Origin of the sequence: Gordonia araii NBRC 100433 (genome assembly GCF_000241265.1) — a bacterium.
Taxonomy (GTDB): Bacteria; Actinomycetota; Actinomycetes; order Mycobacteriales; family Mycobacteriaceae; genus Gordonia; species Gordonia araii.
The window spans coordinates 1-23338 of the sequence record NZ_BAEE01000021.1 but is presented as its reverse complement, the minus strand read 5'-3'; the positions used below and the strand labels follow the sequence as shown (position 1 = coordinate 23338).

The following is a 23338-nucleotide window of genomic DNA, read 5'->3' as shown; positions in this document are numbered from 1 at the left end:
GATAGAGTGGCCCGGTGGCACATCTGCTGTCCCGCAGGGACCTCGACTTCCTCCTGTACGAATGGCTCGACATCACGTCGCTGACCACGCGCGAACGGTTCTCCGCACACTCCAGGGAGACATTCGACGGCGTGCTCGACCTCTCGGCCGAGCTGGCCGAAAAGCTGTTCGCTCCGCACAACAAGGCCGGCGACCAGCATCCCCCGTATGTCGGCGACGACGGCAAGGTCGTGCTGATCGACGACGTGAAGCCCGCGCTCGACGCCTACGCGGACGCCGATCTCATCGCGGCGCCCTTCCCCGCCGACCTGGGCGGGCTCGACCTGCCGATGACGATCAGCCGGGCGTCGATGGCCTGGTTCCAGGCCGCCAACCCCGGCACCTCGTCGTATGCACTGCTCACCACCGCGAATGCCAATCTGCTCGTCGCGCACGGCACCGAGGAGCAGATCGACACGTGGGTCCGGCCCATGCTGGCCGGCCGCTACTCCGGCACGATGTGCCTGTCCGAACCCCAGGCCGGCTCGTCGCTGGCCGACATCACGACCAAGGCGCGCCCCGTCGGCGACGGGACCTACCGGATCACCGGAACCAAGATGTGGATCTCCGCGGGCGAGCACGAACTGACCGACAACATCGTGCATCTCGTCCTCGCCAAGGCGCCCGGCGGCGGCTCCGGCGTCAAGGGCATCTCGCTGTTCGTCGTGCCGAAGTTCCTGCCCGACGGGACGCGCAACGACGTCGCACTCGTCGGCCTCAACCACAAGATGGGCAACCGCGGAACGACGAACACGCTGCTGAACTTCGGCGACGGGACGCACCGGCCCGACGAGGGCGAGCCCGGCGCGATCGGCTACCTCGTCGGCGAAGAGCACCGCGGCCTGTCGTACATGTTCCACATGATGAACGAGGCCCGCATCGGCGTCGGGTTCCTCGCCACCGCCATCGGGTACGCGGGCTACCTCGCCTCGGTCGACTACGCGAAGGTGCGCACACAGGGCAGGTCGATCGTCGCGGCGCAGCGGGCCGATCAGTCCGGCCCGAGTCCGATCATCGAGCACGCCGACGTCAAGCGCATGCTGCTGGCGCAGAAGTCCTACGTCGAAGGGGCGCTGGCGCTCGGACTGTACAGTTCGCGGCTCGTCGACATCGAGAGCACCTCCGACGGCGACGAGCGGGACCGCGCCCACACGCTGCTCGAACTGCTGACCCCAATCGCGAAAGCATGGCCGTCGCGGTGGTGCACCGAGGCGAACAACCTCGCGATCCAGGTCCACGGCGGCTACGGCTACACCACCGAATTCGACGTCGAGCAGTGCTACCGCGACAACCGACTCAACCCCATCCACGAGGGCACCAACGGCATCCAGGGACTTGACCTGCTCGGCCGCAAGGTGACCATGAACGGCGGCGCAGGCCTGGCGCTGCTCGTCGAGACGATCACCGCGACGATCGACGCGGCACCGGCCGACGGCGAAGCGGCCGAGTTCGCCGCCGCGCTGCGGACCGCCGTCGACGACCTGGTCGCCACCACCGCGAAGCTGTGGACCGGCGCGGATCCGACTGTCGCACTGACGAATTCATCGGTCTACCTGCAGGCGGCCGGCCACATCGTGATCGCCTGGATGTGGCTGGAGCAACTGCTGGCGGTCGGCGATGCCACCGGCGACTTCTACGACGGCAAGCGTGCCGCGGCCCGCTACTTCTTCCGCTTCGAGCTGCCGTCGACCGGGCCGCAGCTGGAGCTGTTGCGGTCGCTGGACCAGACGACCGCCGAGACCGACCCGGCCTGGTTCACCGCCTGAGCGGGTAGCGGGTAGAACTGATCGCATGAACATGGCAGGCCTGGCCGCGAGGATCTGCGTCACCGTCGATCTGGTGCTCCTGATCGTCCTGGTGATCTGGCGCCCGTTCGGCCCGGTCGGGATGCTCATCGCGAGCACGGTGCTGCTGACCGGGGCCGCCGGCGGATTGCTGTTGGGATCGTCGGCCGACGACCGTCGCGCCGCCGCACCGGCCGATCCCGTCCGCGCGCAGTGGGACCGGGCCGCCGAACACCACCGCGTGGTGCTCACCGCCTACGGCGCCTACGAGCTGGACCCGGCCATGCTGCTGCAGTACCCCGCGATGTGGGATCTGTCGGCACCGCCGATCATCGACTTCCACGACGCGCTGGAACTCGTCGGCAACCTGTCGTCGGACGAGTACCCCGGCCCGAAAGCCGCGCAGGAGTACGTCGACGCTGTGTCGATGCTGCGCAGCGACTGGGCCAAAGCCGACCGCTATGCGCGGTCGACGGGGACGGCGAATCTGGCCGACGCCGATGCGCAGGCCTGCGATCGCGCACTCAAACTGCTCCGGCACGCCGACGGCACCGAGGGCGCCGAGCGGGCCGCCTATCTGGAGCAGGTGCTGTCCACCGTCGACGCGCTCGGCGGCCGCGGCGTCATCAAGGCACCCGAACGCATCCAGGAAGAGCTCGCCGTGCAAGTCCGCCGCGCGATCGAGAAATAGCGCGATCAGTACCGGCCGTCGCGGATCCAGCGTCCGTCGAGGGTGAAAATTCCGCCGGTCCGGTGCGAGACCGGGCCTACCTGCATGCGGATGAAGACGCCGTCGTGCCGGGCGCCCGGCACCGGACCGACTTCGAGCCCGACGAGATCCGCGTCGTAGGCCGGCGCCTTGGCCCGCGCCATCACGTCGCCGCGGACCTTCAACAGAGTCTCGCTCGTCAGGGCAGCCAGCGGAAACCCTGCGCTGTCGCCGCGCCGGGTGATCGGACGGACGATCGGGAACTGGCCAGGCACGATCACGATCTCGTTGATCGGGCCGCCGGCGAAGCGGATGGCGATCCCGCCCGAGTTCTGCACCGACGTGGCCGAAACGGAGGAGGCCGCGTCGTCGAAAGCCCGGAAGTCGAAACGTCCGATGATCGGCGCTCGCACGTCGAGACCGGCTTCGACCATCACTCTTCGCGCGACCGGCAACATCGTCTCCAGCACCGCCGCGCCGGTAGTCTCGGGTATCCGGCCGTGGTCATCGACCTCGATCGTGCTCCCCGAGATCGAGTACTCGGCGACGAACTTGTCGTCTTGATACCTCCGCTTGAGCGTGATGCCGTCCGAGGCGTGGGGGGACTCGTCGACGAGCTTCAGCTTCGCGCCAACCTCGAGCACCTCGCCACGAGCGCGGTCGAGGTCGAGCGCCGCGATTTCCGATCGCGCGAACGTGCGACGGTCGCTTGCCCGGCGTTTACGTGAGTCGGACCAGTCGCTTCCGGTCGATCGCGACGAGGAAACCTCCTCGCCCGTCCTCGGGTCGAACACGTCCACGCTGATCCACGTGTCACGCAGATTGACGCGCAAGACGGTGGCCGACCCGTTCGGCACCAGCCGGTCGGCCCGGTCGGGGGCGTCGCGCAATGCGGCGTTGAGATTCGCCGGAACCCGTTCGGTCGTCGGCGCTGCCCGCGGGGCGGCCTTGGTTCGCGGCGTGAAGCCGGGATCACCGACGCGCGGCTCCGCGGATCCGTTTATCGCGCCAGCCACGACGACGGTCGGGATGCCTACCAGCAGCGCCAAGACGGGCACGAGCACGAGCGTCCAGATCGCTTCGCGTCGATGCCGGCGGCGCAGCGAGCCCAGGCAGACGAGGACGGTCAGCGCGGCGATGGCGATGGCAACGAGCCGCAGCACCACGTTCGACGAGAGCGCCGCGACCACGAGGCCCAGCGCGCCGACGACGACGGCGATGACGACGCGGGGAATCGGATCACTGTCCATGGTCGAGAACCCTAGTGTTTCGGCGCGTGGCACCGGTGCCCACCGAGCGTCCGCTCGGTCCAGCGTAGAGTGAGCGGCGACACACACTGTCCTCCTCGTCGAAAGGCCACGCCATGAGTATCACCGACCTGTTCTCCGTCGAAGACAAGGTTGTCATCGTCACTGGCGCGTCCTCGGGGCTCGGCGTCGCCTTCGCGACCGGTTTCGCCGAAGCGGGTGCCGATATCGTACTTGCCGCACGCCGCACCGACCGGCTGGCCGAGACCGCCAAGGCGATCGAACCGACGGGCCGCACGAGTCTCGCGGTCGCCTGCGACGTCGCCGATCAGGCAGCATGCCAAAACGTCGTCGACGAGGCGATGGCCAAGTTCGGCCGTGTCGACGTGCTGGTCAACAACGCCGGAATCGGCACCGCGGTACCGGCGACGAAAGAGACTCCCGAGCAGTTCACCCAGGTGATCGACGTGAACCTCAACGGCTCGTACTGGATGGCGCAGGCGTGCGGAAAGGTGATGAAGCCCGGCAGCTCGATCATCAACATCGCGTCGATCCTCGGCATCACCACCGCCGGCTTGCCGCAGGCCGCCTACGCCGCCAGTAAAGCCGGCGTGATCGGCCTGACGCGCGACCTGGCCCAGCAGTGGACGGGGCGCAAGGGCATCCGCGTCAACGCGCTCGCACCCGGCTTCTTCAAGTCGGAGATGACCGACCAGTACGCCGACGACTACCTCAACAGCCAGGCACCGCGCATGCTCGCCGGGCGTACTGGCGATCCGGCCGAACTCGCGGCCTCGGCGATCTGGCTGGCGTCGGCCGCGTCGGGCTATGTCACCGGGCAGACGATCCCCGTCGACGGTGGCCTGACCATCACGTAGGGCACGCTCGGCGCGATTCCGGGCACGGTCGGCGGGAAAGTGGGCACGGTCGGCGGGAAAGTGGGCACGGTCGGCGGGAAAACCGGACCGAGTCACCCTGTTCGGGGTTAACGCCTCCAACCCGGTGCGGGTGTGCCAGAGTTGAATTCACTCGAACGGTCGCGCTCCGCGGCCGCCACCGATGAGGAGGATTTCATGCAACGCCGACTACCGCTCGCCCTCGCGACGGCCGCCGCTGCGGTCAGCATCAGTGCACTCGCCATCGCGCCGGCGGCAGCCGCACCCGAGAAGGAGGCGGACGCCACGACGACCTCCGGCTGGCGAGTCTGTATCTACGGCCCGCCGATCGGTTCGATGTCGTTCAACTTCTGCTTCCCCTGATCGGCTTCTCGGCGCACCACACGGCACGCAACGCCGTGTGGTAAACCAGACCGCATGGCGCGAGGTCCGTTTGCGGGAATGACTCGCCGCGAACTCCTCGCAGCCGTCTCGGCGGCCGGAGGCGTGGCAGCGTTGTCGTCGCTGGCCGGCCCGGTGATCGACAAGGCCTACGCCGCCGATCCCGGGGGCACCGGCTCGTTGTCGGACATCGACCACTTCGTGTTCTTCATGCAGGAGAACCGCTCGTTCGACCATTACTTCGGCACGATGTCGGGGGTGCGCGGGTTCGACGAGCCCTCGCCGGCCTGGAAGCAATACGGGTGGGCACCCGGGGTCGGGCCGACGCGGCGCGGCTACACGATGCCGTTCCGCCTCGACACGACGCGAGGCCCCACCCTCGACGGCGAGTGCATCAACGATCCCGACCACTCCTGGGCGGGAATGCACAAGGCCTGGAACCGCGGCCGCAACGACCGTTGGATGCCCATGTCGATCGCCTCCGTCGGCGCGGCGAACGCGCCGGCTCTCATGGGCTACTACGAGCGCGACGACATTCCCATTCACCGCGCCCTCGCCGAAGCGTTCACCATCTGCGACAACTACCACTGCTCGGTGCTCGGCCCGACGAGCCCCAACCGGCTGTACTGGATCAGCGCACACCTCGATCCGGCCGGAGTCCGCGGCGGACCGGTGCTCGAGACGCCGACGATCCTGCCCAAGCACGTGTACAGCTGGCGCACGATGCCGGAGAACCTCTCCGAGGCCGGCATCTCCTGGAAGGTCTACAACAACCGCGACCAGGGCCCCATCTCCACCGCGCTGCTCGACGGGATGATCGGCTGTTTCACCCAGTCGCGAGACCCCAAGTCCGAACTCGCCAGGCGGGGCATCGCTCCGACCTATCCCAACGATCTCGCCGCCGACGTCCGGGCAGGCCGCCTGCCGAAGGTCTCCTGGGTAATTCCGCCGCTCATGCAGTGCGAACACCCCGCGCTGCCCGCCGCGTTCGGCGCCGCCGGCATCATCGACCTGTTGCGCATCCTGACCTCCAACCGCACGGTCTGGGAGAAGACCGCGCTGATCGTCAGCTACGACGAGAACGGCGGCTTCTTCGACCATGTCGTCCCCCCGACCGCGCCGCCCGGCACGCCGGGCGAGTACGTGTCGGCGCCGAATCTGTCGAAGGTCAAGGCGGCCAAAGGCATCCGCGGGCCGATCGGATTGGGACATCGAGTGCCCGCGCTGGTGATCTCGCCGTACAGCCGCGGCGGGCTCGTCGCGTCCGAGGTGTTCGACCACACCTCGCAACTGCAGCTCATCGAACGGCGCTTCGGCGTCGAGGTGCCGAACCTGACGGCGTGGCGCCGCGCGACGACCGGTGACATGGTGTCGGCCTTCGATTTCGCCCGCCGCCCGCGCGCCAGCCGGGTAAAACTGCCCGACCCGCGGCCCAAGATGGAGGCGGCCATCGCCCAGTGCGGACCCAACATGGCTCTCGGCACCGCCGTCATGGGCAAACCGTATCCCGTGCCGCCGAACCGGATGCCCACCCAAAAACCCGGGCATCGGCGCGCCCCCAGCGGCGAGTCATAGCGTCCGGAATATTCGTCACCCGAGCGGAGTTGAACCGGGTCAGATAGCTCAAATTTGAGCTACTATCGTTCTAGAAGTTAAGGAGAACGGCCATGCCCGCCATCACCGCCGACACTCTGACCCTGCCCCGCCTGCACGAACCGGGACTGGAAACGACCGAGCGCACCGTTAAGTCCATCACCAGCGGTCCGCGCGGCTACGAGGGTGAAGGCTTCCCCGTCGTCCGCGCCTTCGCCGGGGTGAGCAGCGCAGACCTCGACCCGTTCATCCACATGGACCAGATGGGCGAGGTCGAATACGAGCCGGGCGAGCCCAAGGGCACCTCCTGGCACCCGCACCGCGGCTTCGAGACCGTGACGTACATGATCGACGGCCGCTTCCAGCACCAGGACTCGACCGGCGGCGGCGGACTGATCGAAAACGGGGCGACCCAGTGGATGACCGCGGGAGCGGGCATTCTTCACATCGAGACACCGCCGGCCGAACTGGTCGAATCCGGCGGCCTGTTCCACGGGATCCAGCTGTGGGTGAACCTGCCGGCGTCGGACAAGTTCCTCGCCCCCAAGTACCAGAACCTGGAGGGGGCCGGGCTCGCTCTGCTGGCCTCCCCGGACGGCGGCGCGCTCATCCGGGTCATCGCCGGCGAGATCGACGGTCACGCCGGGCCCGGGTCGACGCACACGCCGATCACGTTCGCGCACGCGACGATCGAGCCCGGCGCGAGCGTTTCGGTGCCGTGGCGCTCCGACTTCAACTCGCTGGTCTACGTGCTGTCGGGCCGGGGTAGCGTCGGACCCGAGCGACGACCGATCCATCAGGGGCAGCTCGCCGTGCTCGACAGCACCGATCGGTCGCACCCGGAATCGATCACGATCGCTGCCGACGACTCGCAGGACTCTCACCGACCCGCGATGGAAGTGCTGCTCCTGGGCGGCCGGCCGATCCGCGAACCGGTCGTCGCCTACGGCCCGTTCGTCATGAACACGCGCCAGCAACTGATCGAAGCGCTGGAGGACTACCAAGCCGGACGGCTCGGCCAGATCCCGCCCGACGCCCTCATGCCGCACACCGCCAACCGATAGGACACCGGTCGATGAACAGCAGCGACCCTCGCTGGCAAGCATGGCAGCCGTTCATCGAGACGTCGGCGCGGATCCAGACTCGACTCGACGAGGATCTGCGCCGGCGGCACGGCTTGTCGCTGTCGGACTACCAAGTGCTTCTGCTGCTGTCGCATGCGCCGCGGCGGAGGCTGCGGATGAGCGAGATCGCCGACGCGATGGTCTTCTCCTCGTCACGGCTGTCCTATCAGATCGACAAGCTCGCGCGCGGCGGCCTGGTCTGCCGGGAACAGGACGAAACCGATCGCCGCGGCAATTTCGCCTGCCTCACCGACGCCGGACTCGCCGCGTTGACCGCCGCGGCCGACGACCATCTCGCACTGGTGGAGCGCCTCTTCATCGGCCGGCTCTCCATGGCGGACGGGCAGGCGCTGGTCGCGATCCTCGACAAGCTCGGCGACGGCAGGGGCGGTACGCGGTGATCACCGTCCATCGGGCTGCCGGCCGGCACCACTGGAGCAACGAATGGCTCGACTCGTGGCAGTCGTTCCCGGCCACCGGCAACTACGATCTCGCCGGCAACGCGCACGGGGTGCTCATGGTGAACAACGACGACACGATCGACCCGGGCGAAGGCCTCGACCGCCACCGGCACTCCGAGGTCGAGATCCTCACGTGGGTATTGAGCGGTGCGGTCGAACACCGGGACTCCAAGGGCCACAACGGGATTCTTCGTCCGGGCCAGATCCAGCGGATGACCGCGGGCACCGGAATCACCCACAGCGAGCGCAACGCCATGACACGCTCGTCACGGGCACCCGCGCGCGTGGTCCAGATGTGGGTCGCCCCCGATACCGCCGGGCTCGCGCCCTCCTACGCGGAGGCCGACCTCACTGGGCAGCTCGACAACGGCGGCTTGGTGCTCGCGGCTTCCGGACGACCGGGCCACGACGCCGCAGTGAGCCTGGCCAACCGGTTCGCGGCGCTGCACGTTGCCCGGCTCGACGCGGGCGGGCGATGCATGTTGCCGGCCGCGCCCTACGGCCACCTCTATCTCCCGACCGGCGAAGTATCCCTCCCGGACGCCGGATCCCGGGCGGGTGGCACAGTCCTGCACGCCGGGGACGCCGTCCGAACGCGCGACGCCCCGGCGATCGAAGTGATCGCCGGGGCACCGTCGGAGCTCCTCTACTGGGAGATGCACGCCGCGTTCGATACGGCGGGCGGTTAGCCGATCGAGAACGGCCGCCCGTAGAAGCTCATCGTCTGCATCGCGAACTCGGTTTCGATCAGCACGGTCGCGAAGGAGCGCGCCTGCGCGTACCCGGCGCAGCCGCGGAGGCTGATCTGCGAATTCGTGTAGGCGAGCGATGCCCGTCGAGTGTCCTCGTACTCGATCTTCTCCTCGTGCTTCTCGTTGCCGAAGTCGTCGGCCTTCTCGGCGTCGACGATCGAGATCGCCTTCGCCTCGCCCGGTCCGAGTTCGACCTCGCCACCGACGTCGGCGACGCCATCGGCGAAGCTGTCCGCACCGCCCTGACCGGTGGCCCCGCCCAGATTAACCTGGCAACCGACGATGTAGCCGGGGGTGATCTCGATCTTCCCGACCTTCTTCGACGTGTGGACGACGAACTTGCCTGAGACCCACGCGTTGCGGTGCAACGGCGTTCCACCCATCGACGGGTTGATCGTCGCGCGCTCACGCACCCGGTTGAACGTCACCACGGTGCCGTCGCCCATGGTGTAGCGCTGGGTCTGCTTGGGCAGAACGACGCGCCGGTCGGCCTGTGCGGCCGGAGCCACCAGGGTCATCCCCACCGACGCTGCCGATGCGACCACCAGGGCCAACACCGACGCGCGCTTCATCTTCTTGATCATGTTCATTCCTCAGTTCTGAAGTGTCGTGTCGATGTCAGCCGATGGAGAACGGCTTGCCCCACAGGGTGACCTTCTCGTGGTCCTCGCCGGTCTACTCGACCGTGATGTAGGAACGGGCCTGCGCGTAGCCGCCGCAGCCCTGGACTTCCATCTGCGAACGCCGCCAGTTGAAGAAGTAGGTACCCGGCTTCTCCATCTGCTTCTTCTCGATCTGGGCGTAGATGATGCGCCCCGGCGCCAACGGAAGAGTGAAGGAGCCCCCGAGGGTGTCGAGAATCGTCGCACCGCCGATCGACCCGCCGATCCCGGCCGACAACGCTCCGATGTCGACCTGACATCCCACGACGTAGCCGACCGAGAGCGTAGCGGCCGCCCCCGTCGTCGACGTCCCGTTGGAACCCGGCATGTCTTCTTCGCCGCGCGGACCGTTGTTGGGTCCCGCTTCGCGGGTATCGATGCCCGGCGCGTTCACGCGCACGTTGCCCGACACCCACGCCGTGCGACCTGCGCCGTTGGCGGCCAGCGACGGCGAAACGCGAATGCGTTCACCGGTCTTGACGATGGTGAAACCGTCTCCGCGCGCCTTGCCGTTGGGCAGGCGGAAGTTGGCGTCGGCCTGTGCGACAGGCACCGCCGACAGCGCCAGTGCGGCGGATACAACCAACCCTGCAGCGATATTTCCGCTGGTCACCGTCCACACTGCCCTCGTTAGGGTACTCAAAATGACTCTCCTTTGATGACACGAGATCTCCGCAGGCAATTTGAGCTGCGCGGAGACCGTCAAAAGACAATCATTTTCAATAAGCGTTTGACAAGCTTATGCACCTATGCGCAAAACAGCACCCGATCGCCTGGGCGACCGGGTGCTGAGCGAGACCACGCCAGATTCGGCTAGCCCAGCGAGAAGGGGCGTCCGTAAAAGCTCATCGTTTGAGTGGCGAACTCGGTTTCGATCGTGATGTTCGCGAAGGATCGCGCTTGCGCATAGCCAGCACAACCTCGCAGGCTCAGCTGAGAATTGGCGTAACTCAAGGTTCCGCGCTTGGCATTCTTGTAGCGAATCTTCACTTCATGCCGCTCCTGACCAAACGGATCGGCGTTCTCCGAGTCGATCAGATAATATCGCCTCGCCTGCCCCGGGCCTAGCGTCAGAGTGCCGCCGTAGGCCGCCGCACCGAAGGCGTCGGCGTCATAGCCCACACCGCCGTCGCCGCTGGCACCGCCTATATTGATCTGGCATCCAACGACGTAGCCCGGCACGATTTCGATGTTGTCCACCACCCGGGATGTGCGCACGGCAAACTTCCCGGAGACCCACGCGTTGCGGTGCAGCGGTGTGCCTCCCACTGATGCATTGATGGTTGCGCGTTCGCGTACGCGCTGGAACACCACGACGGTGCCATCACCCATTCTGTGTTGCTGTCGTTCGGCGGGAAGCGAAAGCCTGCGGTCTGCATGCGCCGTCGGCACCACGACGCTCGCACCGACCAAAGCCGTCATACCGACCACTGCGACCGCGCAGGCGCGCCGCACCCAACCCGTTGCACGCACTGCCACTCCTTGGAATCCGAACACTTCCTCAGCCAATCGAGAACGGCCTCCCCCACAGGGTGATCTTCTGATGATCCGACCCCGTAACTTCCAGAGTGACCCTGGACCGCGCCTGCGCGTACCCGCCGCATCCCTGAATGTCCATCTGAGAATTGCGCCAGTTGAAGTAGTAGGTGCCCGGCTTAGTCAGCTGCTTCCGCTCGATCTGCGCATAGATGATTCTACCGGGCGCCAGCGGCAGCGAGAATGAACCACCGAAGCTATCCAGAATGGTCACCACCGAAATCGAACCACCAAGGCCGGCTTGCATCGCACCAATCTCTACTTGGCATCCCACGACGTAGCCGATGGACAACGAAGCGGCCGCCCCCGTAGACGAGGTGCCGTTCGATCCCGGCATGGCATCCTCACCGCGAGGAAAGTTGAACGGGCCGGCCCGGCGTGTATCGATCCCTGGGGCGAGCACCCGCACGTCGCCGGACACCCACACCGACCGACCCGCCCCGTTGGCGGCCATCGACGGCCCGACTCGCGCCCGCTCGCGTGTCTTGACGATCGTCACACCATCACCGCGCTGAGTCCCGTTGGGCAGCGCCAGCGTCACGTCGGCTGCCGCGGCCGAGGGCGCTTCCCACCACAACGTAGCCGCCAGGACTGACGCCAGAACAAGTCCGCGTGTTCCACCAAACCCAGCCGGGCGAATCAAGAAACTCTCCTTCTCACCGAAACCATCCCGCGACCGCGTCCAGTGACGATTTGCGCGCAGACCGATCCTAACTAATGTGGGTGCACATCGATACCTCAGCTTGACGGGCACGACCAGCGGCGTGTTCACCGTCCATTTGCCTTGAGAAGGCCCAACATTCACCACGGGCCCCGTCCGGGTAACCATATGGCAACTTTTTCACCGTAACGTTCGGCGAGTTGCCGAATGCGACGTGGCCCGCTCAGGCCCTCGGAGCCAGCCATACACTTTCGAGAAGGGGAAGTACGACACATGAAGATTCTCACCAGTCCTGCGCGGCGCGCCGCGGTCAGGTCGGCTGCGATTGCGACCGCCCTTGTGGCGGCAGCGGTCGGTGGTGCCAATCCAGCGGCAGAGGCCGATGCACGGTTCGCATTGCCCGACGGAAGGGCGCGTGGCGACGGGGTGACCCTCGTCAAGACTGGCGAACGAGTCCGGATCGGACCGTCGATGGCTGCCAACGGCGCCGGCCGCTCCGTATGGGTGTCAGGGAACGTCAAGGTCCACGCGCCCGGCGTCGATACCCGCGAAGCAGGTCCGAACAACGGGCCTCAGGGCGAAGAGGCACGTCCGGGATCCAACGGCGTGGCGACAACGGGAGCGGCCGCGACGCTGTCAGTCGGCTATGTGGTGGGGTGCCAGGTCGACGTCGGGCAGCTGAAGCTGGGCGCCGAAGGGTCGCTCGACGCCGCCGCCGCTTTCAGCGGCGCAGCGGGCTCGATTTCCCTTCCCCTGGCGCCCGGACGGGTGATCTACGCTCCGGTCAGCGCAAACAAGAAGGGGAAGCAGATCGAGGAGCCGGGAACCTACTTCCTCAATTGGCGCAACGTGCAGATGGAGATCCAGGGGTGCGGCGGCTACGCGCAGGCGCGCTCCTACGCTGTCATCGAAGTCACCGGCGAGGATCACCAGAAGATCACCCTGTGGGGCAAGCCCTTCACCATCGGCTGACCAATACTTTCAACCACGTCAATTGAGCAGAAGAGGACATAGATAGTAATGAACGCATCGCTGAAAACCGCGATGGTGGCCTTGGCCACTGCCGGCGCCCTAGCTGGCGCCGGTCTGACCCAGACCGCCGCCCCCGCCGCCGCCGACACCCGCTACAACCTCCCATCCGAAACGCAGCGCCACACCATGGGTGATGGCACAGTGGTGAGCTTCCAGCGCGTCCGTGAACGGGCCACGGTCAACCCGTCGATGGGCGGCACCCCTTTGCACCGCAACGCCTGGGTGTCGGGAAAGCTCGTCGTCAATCTGTCCAAGGAAGCCAGCCGGATCGAGATCTACCCCGGTTACATCGTCGGCTGCCAGGTGAACCTGGGCGGAGTGACCGGCGAGGGCGGTGGTGGCATTGATGAAACCGGCGCACTCGACGGCGCCGAGATCGGGACTTCGGTGACGCTCGGCCCCGGCCAGGCACGAGCCTTCTATCTGGTCGACGCCGAGCGGGCCGACGATTTCGGTCAGGAGAAGCACGACTCGCGAATCACGTACAAGAAGAAGAAGCGGGCGACGCTGAGTTACACCAACTCACAACTCGGGCTGCGCGGCTGCGCCGGCTACGCGCAAGCTCGTTCCTTCGCTAGTGTCCAGGTCGAGACCAAGCATGCGATGCAGACAATGAGCTTTTACGGACGGCCGTTCTCGCTGGGATAGCCGAAGAGTTCTCGAAGCGTCTGAAGTCGGGTCGTCACCGAAATGGTGGCGACCCGATTTCTGTTTCCGGATCATCGCGACCGGCCACGCGCACGAGATCAACCAGCGGTAGAGGGCACTACCGTCACCGTCTCCGTTTCTCCACGCTTCCAGCGGTGCAGCAACCAAGCCGTCAGCAGCCCGATCGACGCCAGCACAAGCGGCACGACAACCGGCATCGACCGGCCGACCGCCCAGCCGAAAAGAGCTCCGGTGGCCACGTTCCCCACGAGAATCCCGACCCCTACGATCGTGTTGTACATGCCGTAGTGAGTCGCGACCAGCCGGTCGCCGGACAGCCGGACGATGGTATCCATCTCGAACGGGAAGATCATGATCGTTGCCAGCGCCAAGCCGACAGCGGTCACGGTCAGTGCGATCGCGACAACCGGTGTACCGCCGACTAGGGCCGGGGCGACGAGCGGGATGAACGCCAGACCCATGATCGCCATACCGACCACGAGCGCACGTGTGGCACCGAACCGCCTCGACGCCCATGCCGTCACTCCCATCTGGCCCACGATCGCCACGACCCCGGTCACCACGAACATCCCCGACGTGATCAACGAGGCCCATTGACGGGAAGAACTCCACTCCTGCGCCATCATCGGGAGGACGAGGTAGACCTGAAAGCTGAGAACGTAGCTGCCGATCATGGCAGCGGAGAACAGGACAAACCGGCGATTGCGCACGATGCCAGACCAGTTTGCCAAGACGGACTGCTTTTCCTCGTCAGCGCCCGTTGTGACGCGATCGGCGGGTAGCGCAGCGATTTGCGCGATAGTCAGCAGACCGAACACGGCAGTAGCGACCCACGCGGCGACTCGGAAATCCACACTCACCAGCGCGGCGCCAACCAACGGACCGAGGAGGATACCGGCCTGGTAGAAGGTGTTGAATACGGCAAAAGCCTCCACTCGGCGTTCGCCGGAGTCAGCTGCCAAATAGGCCCTAACCGCCGGGTTGAACAAAGCGCCGGCGAACCCGGTCGCCGCCGCCGCAACGATGATCGCTGGCAACGACTCCACGGTGGCCAAGAGCGCGAATCCCCCGGTTCGGAGTAGGCAGCCGGCCACTATGAGCTTCTTGTAGCCCAAACGATCGGCCAGGGTCCCACCGACCAAGAACATGCCCTGCTGCGAGAAGTTGCGGACACCGAGGACGAAGCCCACCAACCATGCCGCGAATCCGAGGGTGCCGCCCAGGTACGCGGCGAGGTAGGGGACGAGCATGTAGAAGCCCAGATTGATGGTGAACTGGTTGACCATCAACACCTTGCTGGCGCGATCGAAGGAACGGAACGCTCCCCACCACGACGGTCGGGCCGCCGGTCTGGTCGTTAACACTTCTATTCGGCTCCGAGATCGTCGATAGTCGCCTTCGGGTCTTGCGGATTCGGGCACCGGGTCCACCGCGCGACCTGCTCGGAAAACGGGTCATCGAGTGTCACCGGTGACTCTGCAGGAGGCCGCCCGAGCAGACCATGACGCTCACAGTACTCATCGTCGTAGATAGTCGCGAAATAGCGCTGCATGCCGTCGGGGAAGATCGCTGCCACCCGGGTGTCGGCACCGCGCGTGCGCGCAACCCACCCGGCCACCAGAGAGACAGCGCCGACGCTCCAGCCACCCGAAACGTAGTGGTTGGCGGCGAGTTCTCTACATGCCCACACCGCTTCGTTCGGCGCCACCCAATGGATCTCGGAGAACAGGTCGTAGTCGACGTTCTCGGGGAAGATGCTCGACCCCAGGCCACGCATCAGGCGGGGCTGCTGCGCCGGCTGGCCGAAAATCGTCGAACCGATCGTGTCGACACCGACGATCTCCAAACCTGGGTTGAACCGACGCAAGGTCCGCCCTACCCCTTTGGAGTGGCCACCCGTGCCGACCGAGCACACGAGGACGTCGATCTCGCCGAGTTGGTGAGCCAACTCGAGGCCGAGTTGCTCGTAGCCGGCGACATTGTCCGGATTGCTGTATTGGTCCGGGCACCACGCCGTCGGGTCTTGGGCCAGCCGTTCGGCCACTCGATCCTTGCGCGCCTGCTGCCACCCGCCGACGGGGCAAGGCTCGGTAACGACATCGACCTCAGCTCCGTAAGCCGTCAACATCTGCACAACGATGGGCTCAAGTCCCGGATCGGTCACGACGGTGAGCGGGTGCCCGTAGACCATGCTTGCCATGGCGAGCCCCAGCCCGAGCGTCCCGCTTGTCGACTCGACGATGCGCGCCCCGGGCAACAGGTCGCCACGCTCGCGGGCCGCGGCCACCATGTGCAGCGCAGGGCGATCCTTCATGCCGCCGCCCGGGTTGTAGCACTCCAGCTTCGCCCAGAAACCCTCTCCGGCCGTTGTGAATGGTTCGTCGATCCTCGTGACCGGCGTGTTCCCGACTAGGTTCGCCAAGCCGATGTGCGTGCCGTGCTGCAGTTCGCGAGTCAAGGTCCACTCCTTTGTGCTGGTCCGTGAACCACAGTGCACGACGTGCTTTAAGCTTCGGTCCACGCGACCTCAAGTTCTCGTCAAGTTGAGCGCCTGAGGTGTCGGACACGTCACAGACCAGCAACGATGGAGCAATGAACCCCACCGGACCCCAACGTGGCTCGCTCGGACTGAAGGCTCTCGTCGTGGAGGACGAGACGGATCTTGCGGCGCTGCTGTCGGAGTACCTCACGCGTGGAGGCTTCGACGTTGAGGTCCAAGTCGACGGCGAGGCGGCCGTCGACGCAGCACAAACCGATCCACCGGATCTAGTCGTCCTCGACCTCGGTCTGCCGTCGATCGATGGGATCGAGGTCTGTCGTCGGCTCCGAACATTCACCGACGCGTACGTGGTCATGGTGACGGCCCGCGCCGACGAAGTCGACAAGCTGATCGGCCTTTCTGTCGGTGCCGACGACTACGTGACGAAGCCGTTCAGCCCTCGCGAGTTGATGGCACGGATCGACGCGCTGTTCCGGCGGCCGCGCTCAAGAATGTCGACAGACGAGGCGCCGACAGACGAGCGGCGATTCATCGGCGGCCTCACTATCGACCCGCAGGCACGGGAAGTGACAGTCGATTCGAAGCTGATCACCCTCACTGCGAAGGAGTTCGACCTCCTCGACGCGCTCGCGAGTAGTCCACGATTAGTGTTCCGCCGGACCGATCTAATCGAACGGGTGTGGGGTTCCAATTGGGTCGCCAACGATCATCTCGTCGATGTCCACATCGCGAGTCTGCGGCGGAAGCTGGGGGATTCGGCGACGTCGGGGCGCTACATCCGCACTGTGCGCGGCGTCGGATACCGGATGGGCTCGGGCGAGTGACCCGGACGTGGAACGTTCGGGAACGGTTCGCGGGAAGAATGCCGCAGGGCGTCGCGGGACGCCTCCTCGGTTTGCATGGGATCGTGATCGCCGTCTGTGCCGCAACTGCCGGCGTAGTCGCATACATCATCGCGCCGACCGTGTTCCACAGTCACCTGGAACACGCGCACTTCTACACCGAATCGGATCAAGCTCAGCATGTCGATCACGCATTCGCCATCTCGATGATCCTGGCGATCGCCGTCGGCGTCGGGATATCAGTAGTACTCGCCGGCGCCATTAGCTGGGTCATCTCACGACGGGTCCAGCGATCGGTGTCCCACGTTGCACACTCCGCCGCCCGGATCGGCGCCGGCGACTATCGCACCCGCGTCGTGCCGTCAGGACTGGCCAGCGAGTTCGACGAACTCACCGCAACGGTGAACGAACTGGCGGAAAGGCTGGAACACGTCGAGGACACGCGCCGGCGCATGCTATCGGACCTGGCACACGAGATGCGCACACCACTCGCGACGATCTCCGCCACCCTCGAAGCGATCGAAGACCACATCTGGGACGCGGACGAACGGACGCTCGGTGTAGTCAAGGGAGCGACTCTACGTTTACGGCGACTGGCCGATGACATCGCAGAGGTTTCCGAAGTCACCGAGGGCGTACCGTCCATGCGTTTCGCGCCGGTGGGATCAGACACCTTGGTCACGGCGGCCGTTCGTGAAGCCCGGGCCCGCTTCGCTGACAGCGGCGTAACGCTCGTTACCGGAACCATGACATCGGCCCGAGTAATGGTCGACCCCGTCCGGATCGCTCAGGTTCTCCACAACCTTCTCAACAACGCCCAGCGACATACACCGCGAGGCGGACGGGTTTCTGTGTCTGCTGGACTCGTCGACAATGATCGCGTGGCGGTGACCGTCGCCGACAACGGCGATGGGATCGCCACCGACCACCTGCCCCACGTCTTCGACCGGTTCTATCGCACCGACTCGTCGCGCAGTCGCGAAGCCGGCGGCACGGGGATCGGACTAACGATTGCGCGGGCGATAGTCGAAGCGCATGGCGGCACGCTCGTCGCGACTAGCGAAGGCCTTGGCCGAGGCGCCGAATTTCGTGTCCTACTCCCGACTATCGATTGACCGGAAGCGTCACTTGGGACGGTCGACACATGCAACGACCGGCGTGACGGGAATCATGCGACCCGCATCCGCCTACTTAAGGCTTTACTAAGTCTTTGCCATTAGCGTCGACAGCGTTCGGTGCAATGGAGCACCGGCTTCTAGCCGCCTGTGTGCGTAACAGTTCTGCCCCATCGGTGAACGCATCCGGATTCTTTCGGTCGTCCCTCACATCCGTCATCGGTAGACCACGGGAGATAGATGAACCAGCCAGCTATTGCCGACCGGGCACGTGCGGTCGCCCGCTACGACCTTCCAGCATCGATCGTCGTCTTTCTCGTCGCCCTTCCGTTGTCACTGGGGATCGCGATCGCGTCTCACGCGCCCGTCGCTGCCGGCCTCATCGCCGCCATCGTCGGCGGTGTAGTCGCCGGCGCGATAGGAGGCTCCGCATTACAGGTCAGCGGCCCCGCTGCCGGACTCACGGTCGTCGTCGCCGAGTCCATCAATCAGTTCGGTTTTAGGACCACCTGCTTCATCGTGGTCGTGGCCGGCATTCTTCAGATCCTGCTCGGCTTGAGCAAGGTTGCCCGGGCAGCGCTCGCGGTAGCACCGGTCGTTGTCCACGCGATGCTTGCCGGCATCGGAATCACCATTGCCCTTCAGCAAGTCCACGTCCTTCTCGGCGGGGAGTCGCGCAGTAGCGCATGGGCGAACGTCATCGCGCTTCCTGAGCAGGTGGCGTCACTTCACGGATGGTCTGCCGGGCTGGGACTGATGGTGGTTGCGATCATGTTCGGCTGGAAGTACGTCCCGGCCAAGATTCGAATTGTCCCAGCGGCGCTTGCGGCCATCGTCGTCGCAACCATCGTGTCACTCGCGATCCCGGGAGAGGTCAAACGGGTGAGCATCGACGGGTCGCTCTTCGACTCGATCGGGCTGCCCGAGCTACCCAATGGCGAGTGGAGCGCTGTCGTTCTCATGATTGTGACCATCTGTTTGATCGCGAGTGTCGAAAGCCTGCTCTCTGCGGTCGCGGTCGACAAGATGCACAGCGGTGAACGGACCAACTTCGACCGGGAAATGGTCGGCCAGGGCAGCGCTAACGTGTTGTCCGGCATGATCGGCGGCCTGCCGATCACCGGAGTCATCGTCCGCAGCTCGACGAACGTCATGGCGGGAGCACGCACACGTGCGTCGGCGATTCTTCACGGATTCTGGATACTCGTGTTTTCTGCGTCCCTGGTCGGCCTGGTCGAGCAGATACCTCTTGCCGCGCTGGCCGGACTCCTGGTGGTCATCGGCACCCAGCTCGTGAAGCTGTCACACGTGCGCCTAGCGCACCTCACCGGCGATCTCGTCGTCTACTCGATCACTCTCCTATGCGTGGTGTTCCTGAACCTCCTCGAAGGTGTCCTGATCGGCCTCGCGGTGGCTGCCGCGCTCCTGATCTGGCGGGTCGTCCGGGTAGCCGTTGACGCGAGCGAGATCCCCGGAACCGGCGAGTGGAGGGTCCGCATCGACGGATCCGCGACCTTCCTGTCGCTGCCGAAGCTCACGGGCAGTCTGCAGCAAGTGCCGCGCGGAGCCGCCGTCGTAGTCGAGATGACCGTTGACTTCCTCGACCACGCGGCGTTCGAGACAATCGACGAGTGGGCAAGACAGCACCGCGCCAACGGTGGCACGGTGCGTTTCGTCGAGATCGGGGAAGCGCGAATGGATCGGGCGGGTGAGGCACCACCTTCCCGCAGTCTGGGACGGGCAACCTTCGACGACATCTTCGCCTCGTGGCGCGGCTCACGACGTGAGACCGATTCATCGCTCGCAAAGGGAATCGCCGACTACAACAGCGGGCACGCGCATCTGCTACGCCCCCATCTCGATGAGTTGCGCACCGGCCAAGATCCCGAGGCGTTCTTCCTTACATGTGTGGATTCGCGAATCGTCCCAAACGTGATAACCGGTAGTGGGCCCGGGGACTTGTTCACCGTACGGAATGTCGGCAATATCGTTCCCGCTCACGGCGACGCGTCTGTCGACTCGGCTCTCGAATTCGCGCTTGAGGTGCTGAGCGTCGAGACGGTAGTCGTCTGCGGCCACTCGGCATGCGGCGCCATGGCTGGCTTGCTCAGCGGACGGTCGGGAATGCCGAGCATCGATCGATGGCTCGATAACGCACGAGACAGCCTCGCACGGTACGAGAACGACCACCCCGTGCGCCGCGCGGCTGCCGAGGCCGGCTACTCGGAAGTCGACCAGCTGAGCATGACGAATATCGCAGTCCAGGTCGAACGGCTACGGTCGCACGCGGCCGTCCTGCGCGCCGGCGAGCAGAGAGAGGTGGCAGTTGCCGGCATCTTCTTCGACATCGCGACTGCGCAGGTCATCGAGATCGGAAGCAGCTCGATCGCCGTCATCACCGGCGACGACACGACGCTGCAACACCTACACGATCACGACCTGAACTTGTCGGTCGCCGCATCCAGCACACGCAACGGGGAGTCCCCCGGGTAGCCACCGACACTGTGGATCTATCTACGCGCCCGAATCGAGCAGTCGCTGCAGATCGCCGGGGACCGGCATCGGCTGAAGGAGCCCGACGCTCGCTCGGCCCGTGTTCCCCTCGGGGAACCGGCCTGTCAGCGATCCGGGCGCGGCGAGCAAGATCCGCACCAACTTGACCGATAGCCTCGCGTCGGTCGCGTTGACGGATCGCCAAGGTCAACATCGCCGCGGATTGCATGTATGCAGCCACGGATCCGGTTGCGAGAGTATATGGGCGCGTTCAAGGTGGCTCCAGCGCCGGGTCGGGTCAGTCACGCTGCGCGCCGATGCCATCTCCTCGCGGTACCGGCGGCGGGCAGGTTCGGACAGACGGTTCATCGGGTTACCTCCATGTGATCGACCCCTGTTCGTTCACCCGAGGCTCGAATCGACATGGACACCGCCCTACGGATCTCGCTCGATCCCCCTGAGCTTGGGCAACTCTTGAGACCACCTTAATAGTACACGACTTTGTGAATTCACGTATTTCTTTACTGCTAGAGTGGTTTGGCAAACGAGGAACGAAAGGCGGAACGATGGGTGCAGGACACGACCACGGAACACCCATGGCGGCCGACGGGCATCCTGGCGACCACCGGCGGAAACTATGGTTCGCCTTCTCCGTCACTGGAGTCATAGTTCTGGCACAGGCTGTCGGAGCAGTTATCACCGGCAGTCTCGCGCTGCTGACCGATACCGCTCACGCGATTGCCGATGCGTCAGGCCTGCTAGTAGCACTAATCGCGGCGACTCTCATGCTCCGGCCGGCGAATCCCAAGCGCACGTGGGGCTTTCGGAGGATCGAGGTCATCGCCGCCCTCGGCCAGTCCACCCTCCTACTGGGCGTTGGAGCATACGCGGCCGTCGAAGGTGTCAGGCGGCTGTTCGAGCCGCCGGAGGTACCGGGTACCGAGTTGCTCGTATTCGGGATCGTCGGCCTCGCCGCGAACATCGTCGCGATCTTGGTTCTCTCGTCGAGCCGTAGCGCGAACTTCAACATGCGCGCGGCTTTTCTGGAGGTCCTGAACGACGCTCTCGGCTCGGTCGGCGTGATCGTCGCCGCGATAGTCATCGCAACCACCGGCTTCATGAGAGCGGACGCGATCGCCGGACTCTTTATCGCCGGACTCATCGTCCCGCGCGCGATCAAACTCATGCGCGAGACGGCCAGCGTGTTGATGGAGTTCACACCGGCCGATCTGGACCTTGACCAAGTACGACGTCACATCGCCGAGCTCGACCACGTCGTCGAGGTGCACGACCTCCACGCGTCAACCGTCGCCACAGGACTGCCTGTTCTCACAGCTCACATCGTCGTCCGCGACGATTGCTTCCGTGACGGCCACGCGGTAGAGATCCTCGAGACAGTCAAGGCATGCGTTGCCGAGCACTTCGCGATTTCTGTTCCTCATTCGACTTTTCAGATTGAGACCAGTGCCGTCGCAGCCCACGAGCCCGCCATCGCGCGACACGACTAACAGTCAGCAGAAGCCGCGCGGCAGGTGGCGCGCCTGCTGATCGAGCCAGGAGCCGACGTGGTTCAGCGCGGCCGTGCCGCTGGACATGGTCGTCCCGGGCCCGAAGGTCACCATCGCGACGGCCGTCTGAGCCCCGTCTCGGTGCCTGATCAGCGCCAGCTGGCGGACGGTGTATCCGCCGCCTGTGCCGGGGCCCCAGCCCCCTTTAACAAACGTCTGCGCGCGCATCCGCTCGGCGCCCCACCGTTGGTCCCCGTCGACCTTCCCCATCAATTGCTTTACCCGCTCGCCGTCGGGAAAGCACACCAGCCCCGCGGTGAAGCGAGCGGCATCGTCGATGCGCCATACCGTCTGGCCGAAGATCGTGTACGGTGGCCGCTTTCGCGTCGACGGGACCCTCGATCGCCGATCACCGCCGTCGCGCAGTACCGCGGTCACCGCTGCTGCCGCCTGCTCGTCGGTGCCCAGCGAGGCCCACAGTGATTGCGCCGCGTTGTTGTCCGACCGCGTGATCGCGGCGACGGATGCCGGCATCGGCCCGCGGTGATGCCGTTCCGCGGCGATGACCAGTGGAACCTTGATCGTCGACCACGCCACCTGCGGCGGTCGGGTGTCGCCGAACTCGATCGGGGCGGCGCTGCTGCCGACCGGCAGGATCGCGATGGCCACCTTCTGGTTGGCGCCGACGTCGGCCAATCGCTGATTCAGCGAGCCGTAGGCCTTGGCCAGGGCGGCCGTCGCGCGGTCCATCGCGGGACCAGGAGCGGGACGTCGCGCCGACGACGAGGATCCCGGGTCGTACGCGCTCGACGTCGAAGGGGCCGCCGAGTCCGGTGCGGTGCCCGCGGGGCCGGGCGAATCCTCGCCGGTGGCACAGCCGCCGAAGACCAAGCCGGCCGCGGTCGCGACGGCGAGATACGAGATGACGCGGCGACGACTCATACCGACTAGTAGATATGGACGACGGCGTTATCCCCGCCGCGACACACCACAATCCCCTGCTCGGGAACACAGCTCATCGAATAGGAGCGCCCGGTCGCCGGGCTGAAGGCCCTCACCGTGCGCGCCTCACCTTTCGCGCCGGCCGCCAGATAGGCGTCGCGGACGGCGGCGGCAAAGGGGCAGGTGGTCATCGTCGAGCCGACGCCGACCGTGCTGTCGCACGGCACCGAATCCGGTGGCGGAGTCCCCGTTGTCGTCGTCGCCGATGCGGTCTCGGTGACCGTCACCGGTGCGCTCGTCGGCGCGGGTCCGTCCCGACCCGAACTCCACAGGGTCCAGACGGCGAAGGCCCCGCCGGCCACCACCAGGGTCGCGATGACGGCGACGATCGC

Annotated in this window: 22 protein-coding genes and 2 pseudogenes; 14 read left to right on the top strand and 10 right to left on the bottom strand. The window is 65.8% G+C overall.

The window, feature by feature from the left end; all coding sequences use genetic code 11:
• Positions 1–14 precede the first annotated feature (14 nt).
• Together GOARA_RS03265 and GOARA_RS03260 are read left to right on the top strand one after the other, a co-directional pair.
• The gene (locus tag GOARA_RS03265) at positions 15–1805 is read left to right on the top strand and encodes an acyl-CoA dehydrogenase (protein ID WP_007320863.1); all 1791 of its coding nucleotides are present in this window, start codon (positions 15–17) and stop codon (positions 1803–1805) included.
• Between the two features lie 25 nt (positions 1806–1830).
• Positions 1831–2514, top strand: a complete 684-nt coding sequence (locus GOARA_RS03260; protein WP_007320862.1) for a hypothetical protein — start codon at positions 1831–1833, stop codon at positions 2512–2514.
• Positions 2515–2519: 5 nt separating this feature from the next.
• Here GOARA_RS03260 and GOARA_RS03255 read toward each other — a convergent pair whose 3' ends face one another.
• The gene (locus GOARA_RS03255; protein WP_007320861.1) at positions 2520–3782 is read right to left on the bottom strand and encodes a hypothetical protein; all 1263 of its coding nucleotides are present in this window, start codon (positions 3780–3782) and stop codon (positions 2520–2522) included.
• Positions 3783–3895: 113 nt separating this feature from the next.
• Here GOARA_RS03255 and GOARA_RS03250 point away from each other — a divergent pair, with 113 nt between their 5' ends.
• The 6 genes from GOARA_RS03250 (at position 3896) to GOARA_RS03225 (ending at position 8923) form a co-directional block, all read left to right on the top strand.
• Positions 3896–4657 carry an SDR family NAD(P)-dependent oxidoreductase gene (locus tag GOARA_RS03250; protein WP_007320860.1) on the top strand — a complete coding sequence of 254 codons (762 nt, stop codon included), beginning with the start codon at positions 3896–3898 and terminating at the stop codon, positions 4655–4657.
• Positions 4658–4852: 195 nt separating this feature from the next.
• On the top strand, positions 4853–5038 hold the full coding sequence (locus tag GOARA_RS03245) for a hypothetical protein (RefSeq protein ID WP_007320859.1): 186 nt from the start codon (positions 4853–4855) through the stop codon (positions 5036–5038).
• A 54-nt stretch (positions 5039–5092) separates the two neighbouring features.
• Positions 5093–6631: a phospholipase C gene (locus GOARA_RS03240; protein WP_007320858.1), complete on the top strand. Its 1539-nt coding sequence runs from the start codon at positions 5093–5095 to the stop codon at positions 6629–6631.
• Between the two features lie 92 nt (positions 6632–6723).
• Complete coding sequence (locus GOARA_RS03235; RefSeq protein ID WP_007320857.1) at positions 6724–7713, top strand: pirin family protein; 990 nt, start codon at positions 6724–6726, stop codon at positions 7711–7713.
• An 11-nt stretch (positions 7714–7724) separates the two neighbouring features.
• The gene (locus GOARA_RS03230) at positions 7725–8174 is read left to right on the top strand and encodes a MarR family winged helix-turn-helix transcriptional regulator (protein WP_007320856.1); all 450 of its coding nucleotides are present in this window, start codon (positions 7725–7727) and stop codon (positions 8172–8174) included.
• Positions 8171–8923 (top strand): pirin family protein, encoded by a 753-nt coding sequence (locus tag GOARA_RS03225; RefSeq protein ID WP_007320855.1) that lies wholly within the window; start codon positions 8171–8173, stop codon positions 8921–8923. The genes GOARA_RS03230 and GOARA_RS03225 overlap by 4 nt, the downstream gene beginning before the upstream one ends.
• Here the strand turns inward: GOARA_RS03225 and GOARA_RS03220 are convergent.
• From GOARA_RS03220 to GOARA_RS03205, 4 genes are all read right to left on the bottom strand, one after another.
• On the bottom strand, positions 8920–9570 hold the full coding sequence (locus tag GOARA_RS03220; RefSeq protein ID WP_007320854.1) for an MspA family porin: 651 nt from the start codon (positions 9568–9570) through the stop codon (positions 8920–8922). The genes GOARA_RS03225 and GOARA_RS03220 overlap by 4 nt on opposite strands.
• A gap of 91 nt (positions 9571–9661) precedes the next feature.
• Positions 9662–10270 (bottom strand): MspA family porin, encoded by a 609-nt coding sequence (locus tag GOARA_RS03215; RefSeq protein WP_007320853.1) that lies wholly within the window; start codon positions 10268–10270, stop codon positions 9662–9664.
• 191 nt (positions 10271–10461) lie between these two features.
• Positions 10462–11121, bottom strand: a complete 660-nt coding sequence (locus tag GOARA_RS03210) for an MspA family porin (RefSeq protein WP_245548342.1) — start codon at positions 11119–11121, stop codon at positions 10462–10464.
• Positions 11122–11149: 28 nt separating this feature from the next.
• Complete coding sequence (locus tag GOARA_RS03205; protein WP_245548341.1) at positions 11150–11725, bottom strand: MspA family porin; 576 nt, start codon at positions 11723–11725, stop codon at positions 11150–11152.
• A gap of 393 nt (positions 11726–12118) precedes the next feature.
• Between GOARA_RS03205 and GOARA_RS03200 the strand changes: the two genes are divergently transcribed.
• A complete protein-coding gene (locus GOARA_RS03200) occupies positions 12119–12817 on the top strand; it encodes an MspA family porin (protein ID WP_007320850.1) in 699 nt (232 codons plus the stop codon).
• A 48-nt stretch (positions 12818–12865) separates the two neighbouring features.
• Entirely contained in the window at positions 12866–13525 is a 660-nt protein-coding gene (locus GOARA_RS03195; protein WP_007320849.1) for an MspA family porin, read from the top strand.
• Positions 13526–13623: 98 nt separating this feature from the next.
• Here GOARA_RS03195 and GOARA_RS03190 read toward each other — a convergent pair whose 3' ends face one another.
• Both GOARA_RS03190 and GOARA_RS03185 read right to left on the bottom strand, forming a co-directional pair.
• Entirely contained in the window at positions 13624–14832 is a 1209-nt protein-coding gene (locus GOARA_RS03190; RefSeq protein WP_007320848.1) for an MFS transporter, read from the bottom strand.
• 80 nt (positions 14833–14912) lie between these two features.
• Entirely contained in the window at positions 14913–16004 is a 1092-nt protein-coding gene (locus GOARA_RS03185) for a PLP-dependent cysteine synthase family protein (RefSeq protein WP_007320847.1), read from the bottom strand.
• Positions 16005–16138: 134 nt separating this feature from the next.
• On the opposite strand from GOARA_RS03185, the gene GOARA_RS03180 reads away from it, so the two are divergent.
• The 3 genes from GOARA_RS03180 (at position 16139) to GOARA_RS03170 (ending at position 20496) form a co-directional block, all read left to right on the top strand.
• Entirely contained in the window at positions 16139–16870 is a 732-nt protein-coding gene (locus tag GOARA_RS03180) for a response regulator transcription factor (protein WP_007320846.1), read from the top strand.
• 38 nt (positions 16871–16908) lie between these two features.
• A complete protein-coding gene (locus GOARA_RS03175) occupies positions 16909–18003 on the top strand; it encodes a sensor histidine kinase (protein WP_007320845.1) in 1095 nt (364 codons plus the stop codon).
• Between the two features lie 240 nt (positions 18004–18243).
• A complete protein-coding gene (locus GOARA_RS03170) occupies positions 18244–20496 on the top strand; it encodes a SulP family inorganic anion transporter (protein WP_007320844.1) in 2253 nt (750 codons plus the stop codon).
• A 48-nt stretch (positions 20497–20544) separates the two neighbouring features.
• Here GOARA_RS03170 and GOARA_RS03165 read toward each other — a convergent pair.
• A pseudogene (locus GOARA_RS03165) lies at positions 20545–20865 on the bottom strand (DUF3703 domain-containing protein); the annotation flags it as partial.
• Positions 20866–21062: 197 nt separating this feature from the next.
• Here GOARA_RS03165 and GOARA_RS03160 point away from each other — a divergent pair.
• Complete coding sequence (locus GOARA_RS03160; protein ID WP_007320842.1) at positions 21063–22004, top strand: cation diffusion facilitator family transporter; 942 nt, start codon at positions 21063–21065, stop codon at positions 22002–22004.
• Positions 22005–22007: 3 nt separating this feature from the next.
• Here the strand turns inward: GOARA_RS03160 and GOARA_RS03155 are convergent, their stop codons facing one another.
• Together GOARA_RS03155 and GOARA_RS20350 are read right to left on the bottom strand one after the other, a co-directional pair.
• Positions 22008–22946 (bottom strand): serine hydrolase, encoded by a 939-nt coding sequence (locus GOARA_RS03155; RefSeq protein ID WP_007320841.1) that lies wholly within the window; start codon positions 22944–22946, stop codon positions 22008–22010.
• Between the two features lie 5 nt (positions 22947–22951).
• Positions 22952–23338: pseudogene (locus GOARA_RS20350) on the bottom strand (serine/threonine-protein kinase); the annotation flags it as partial.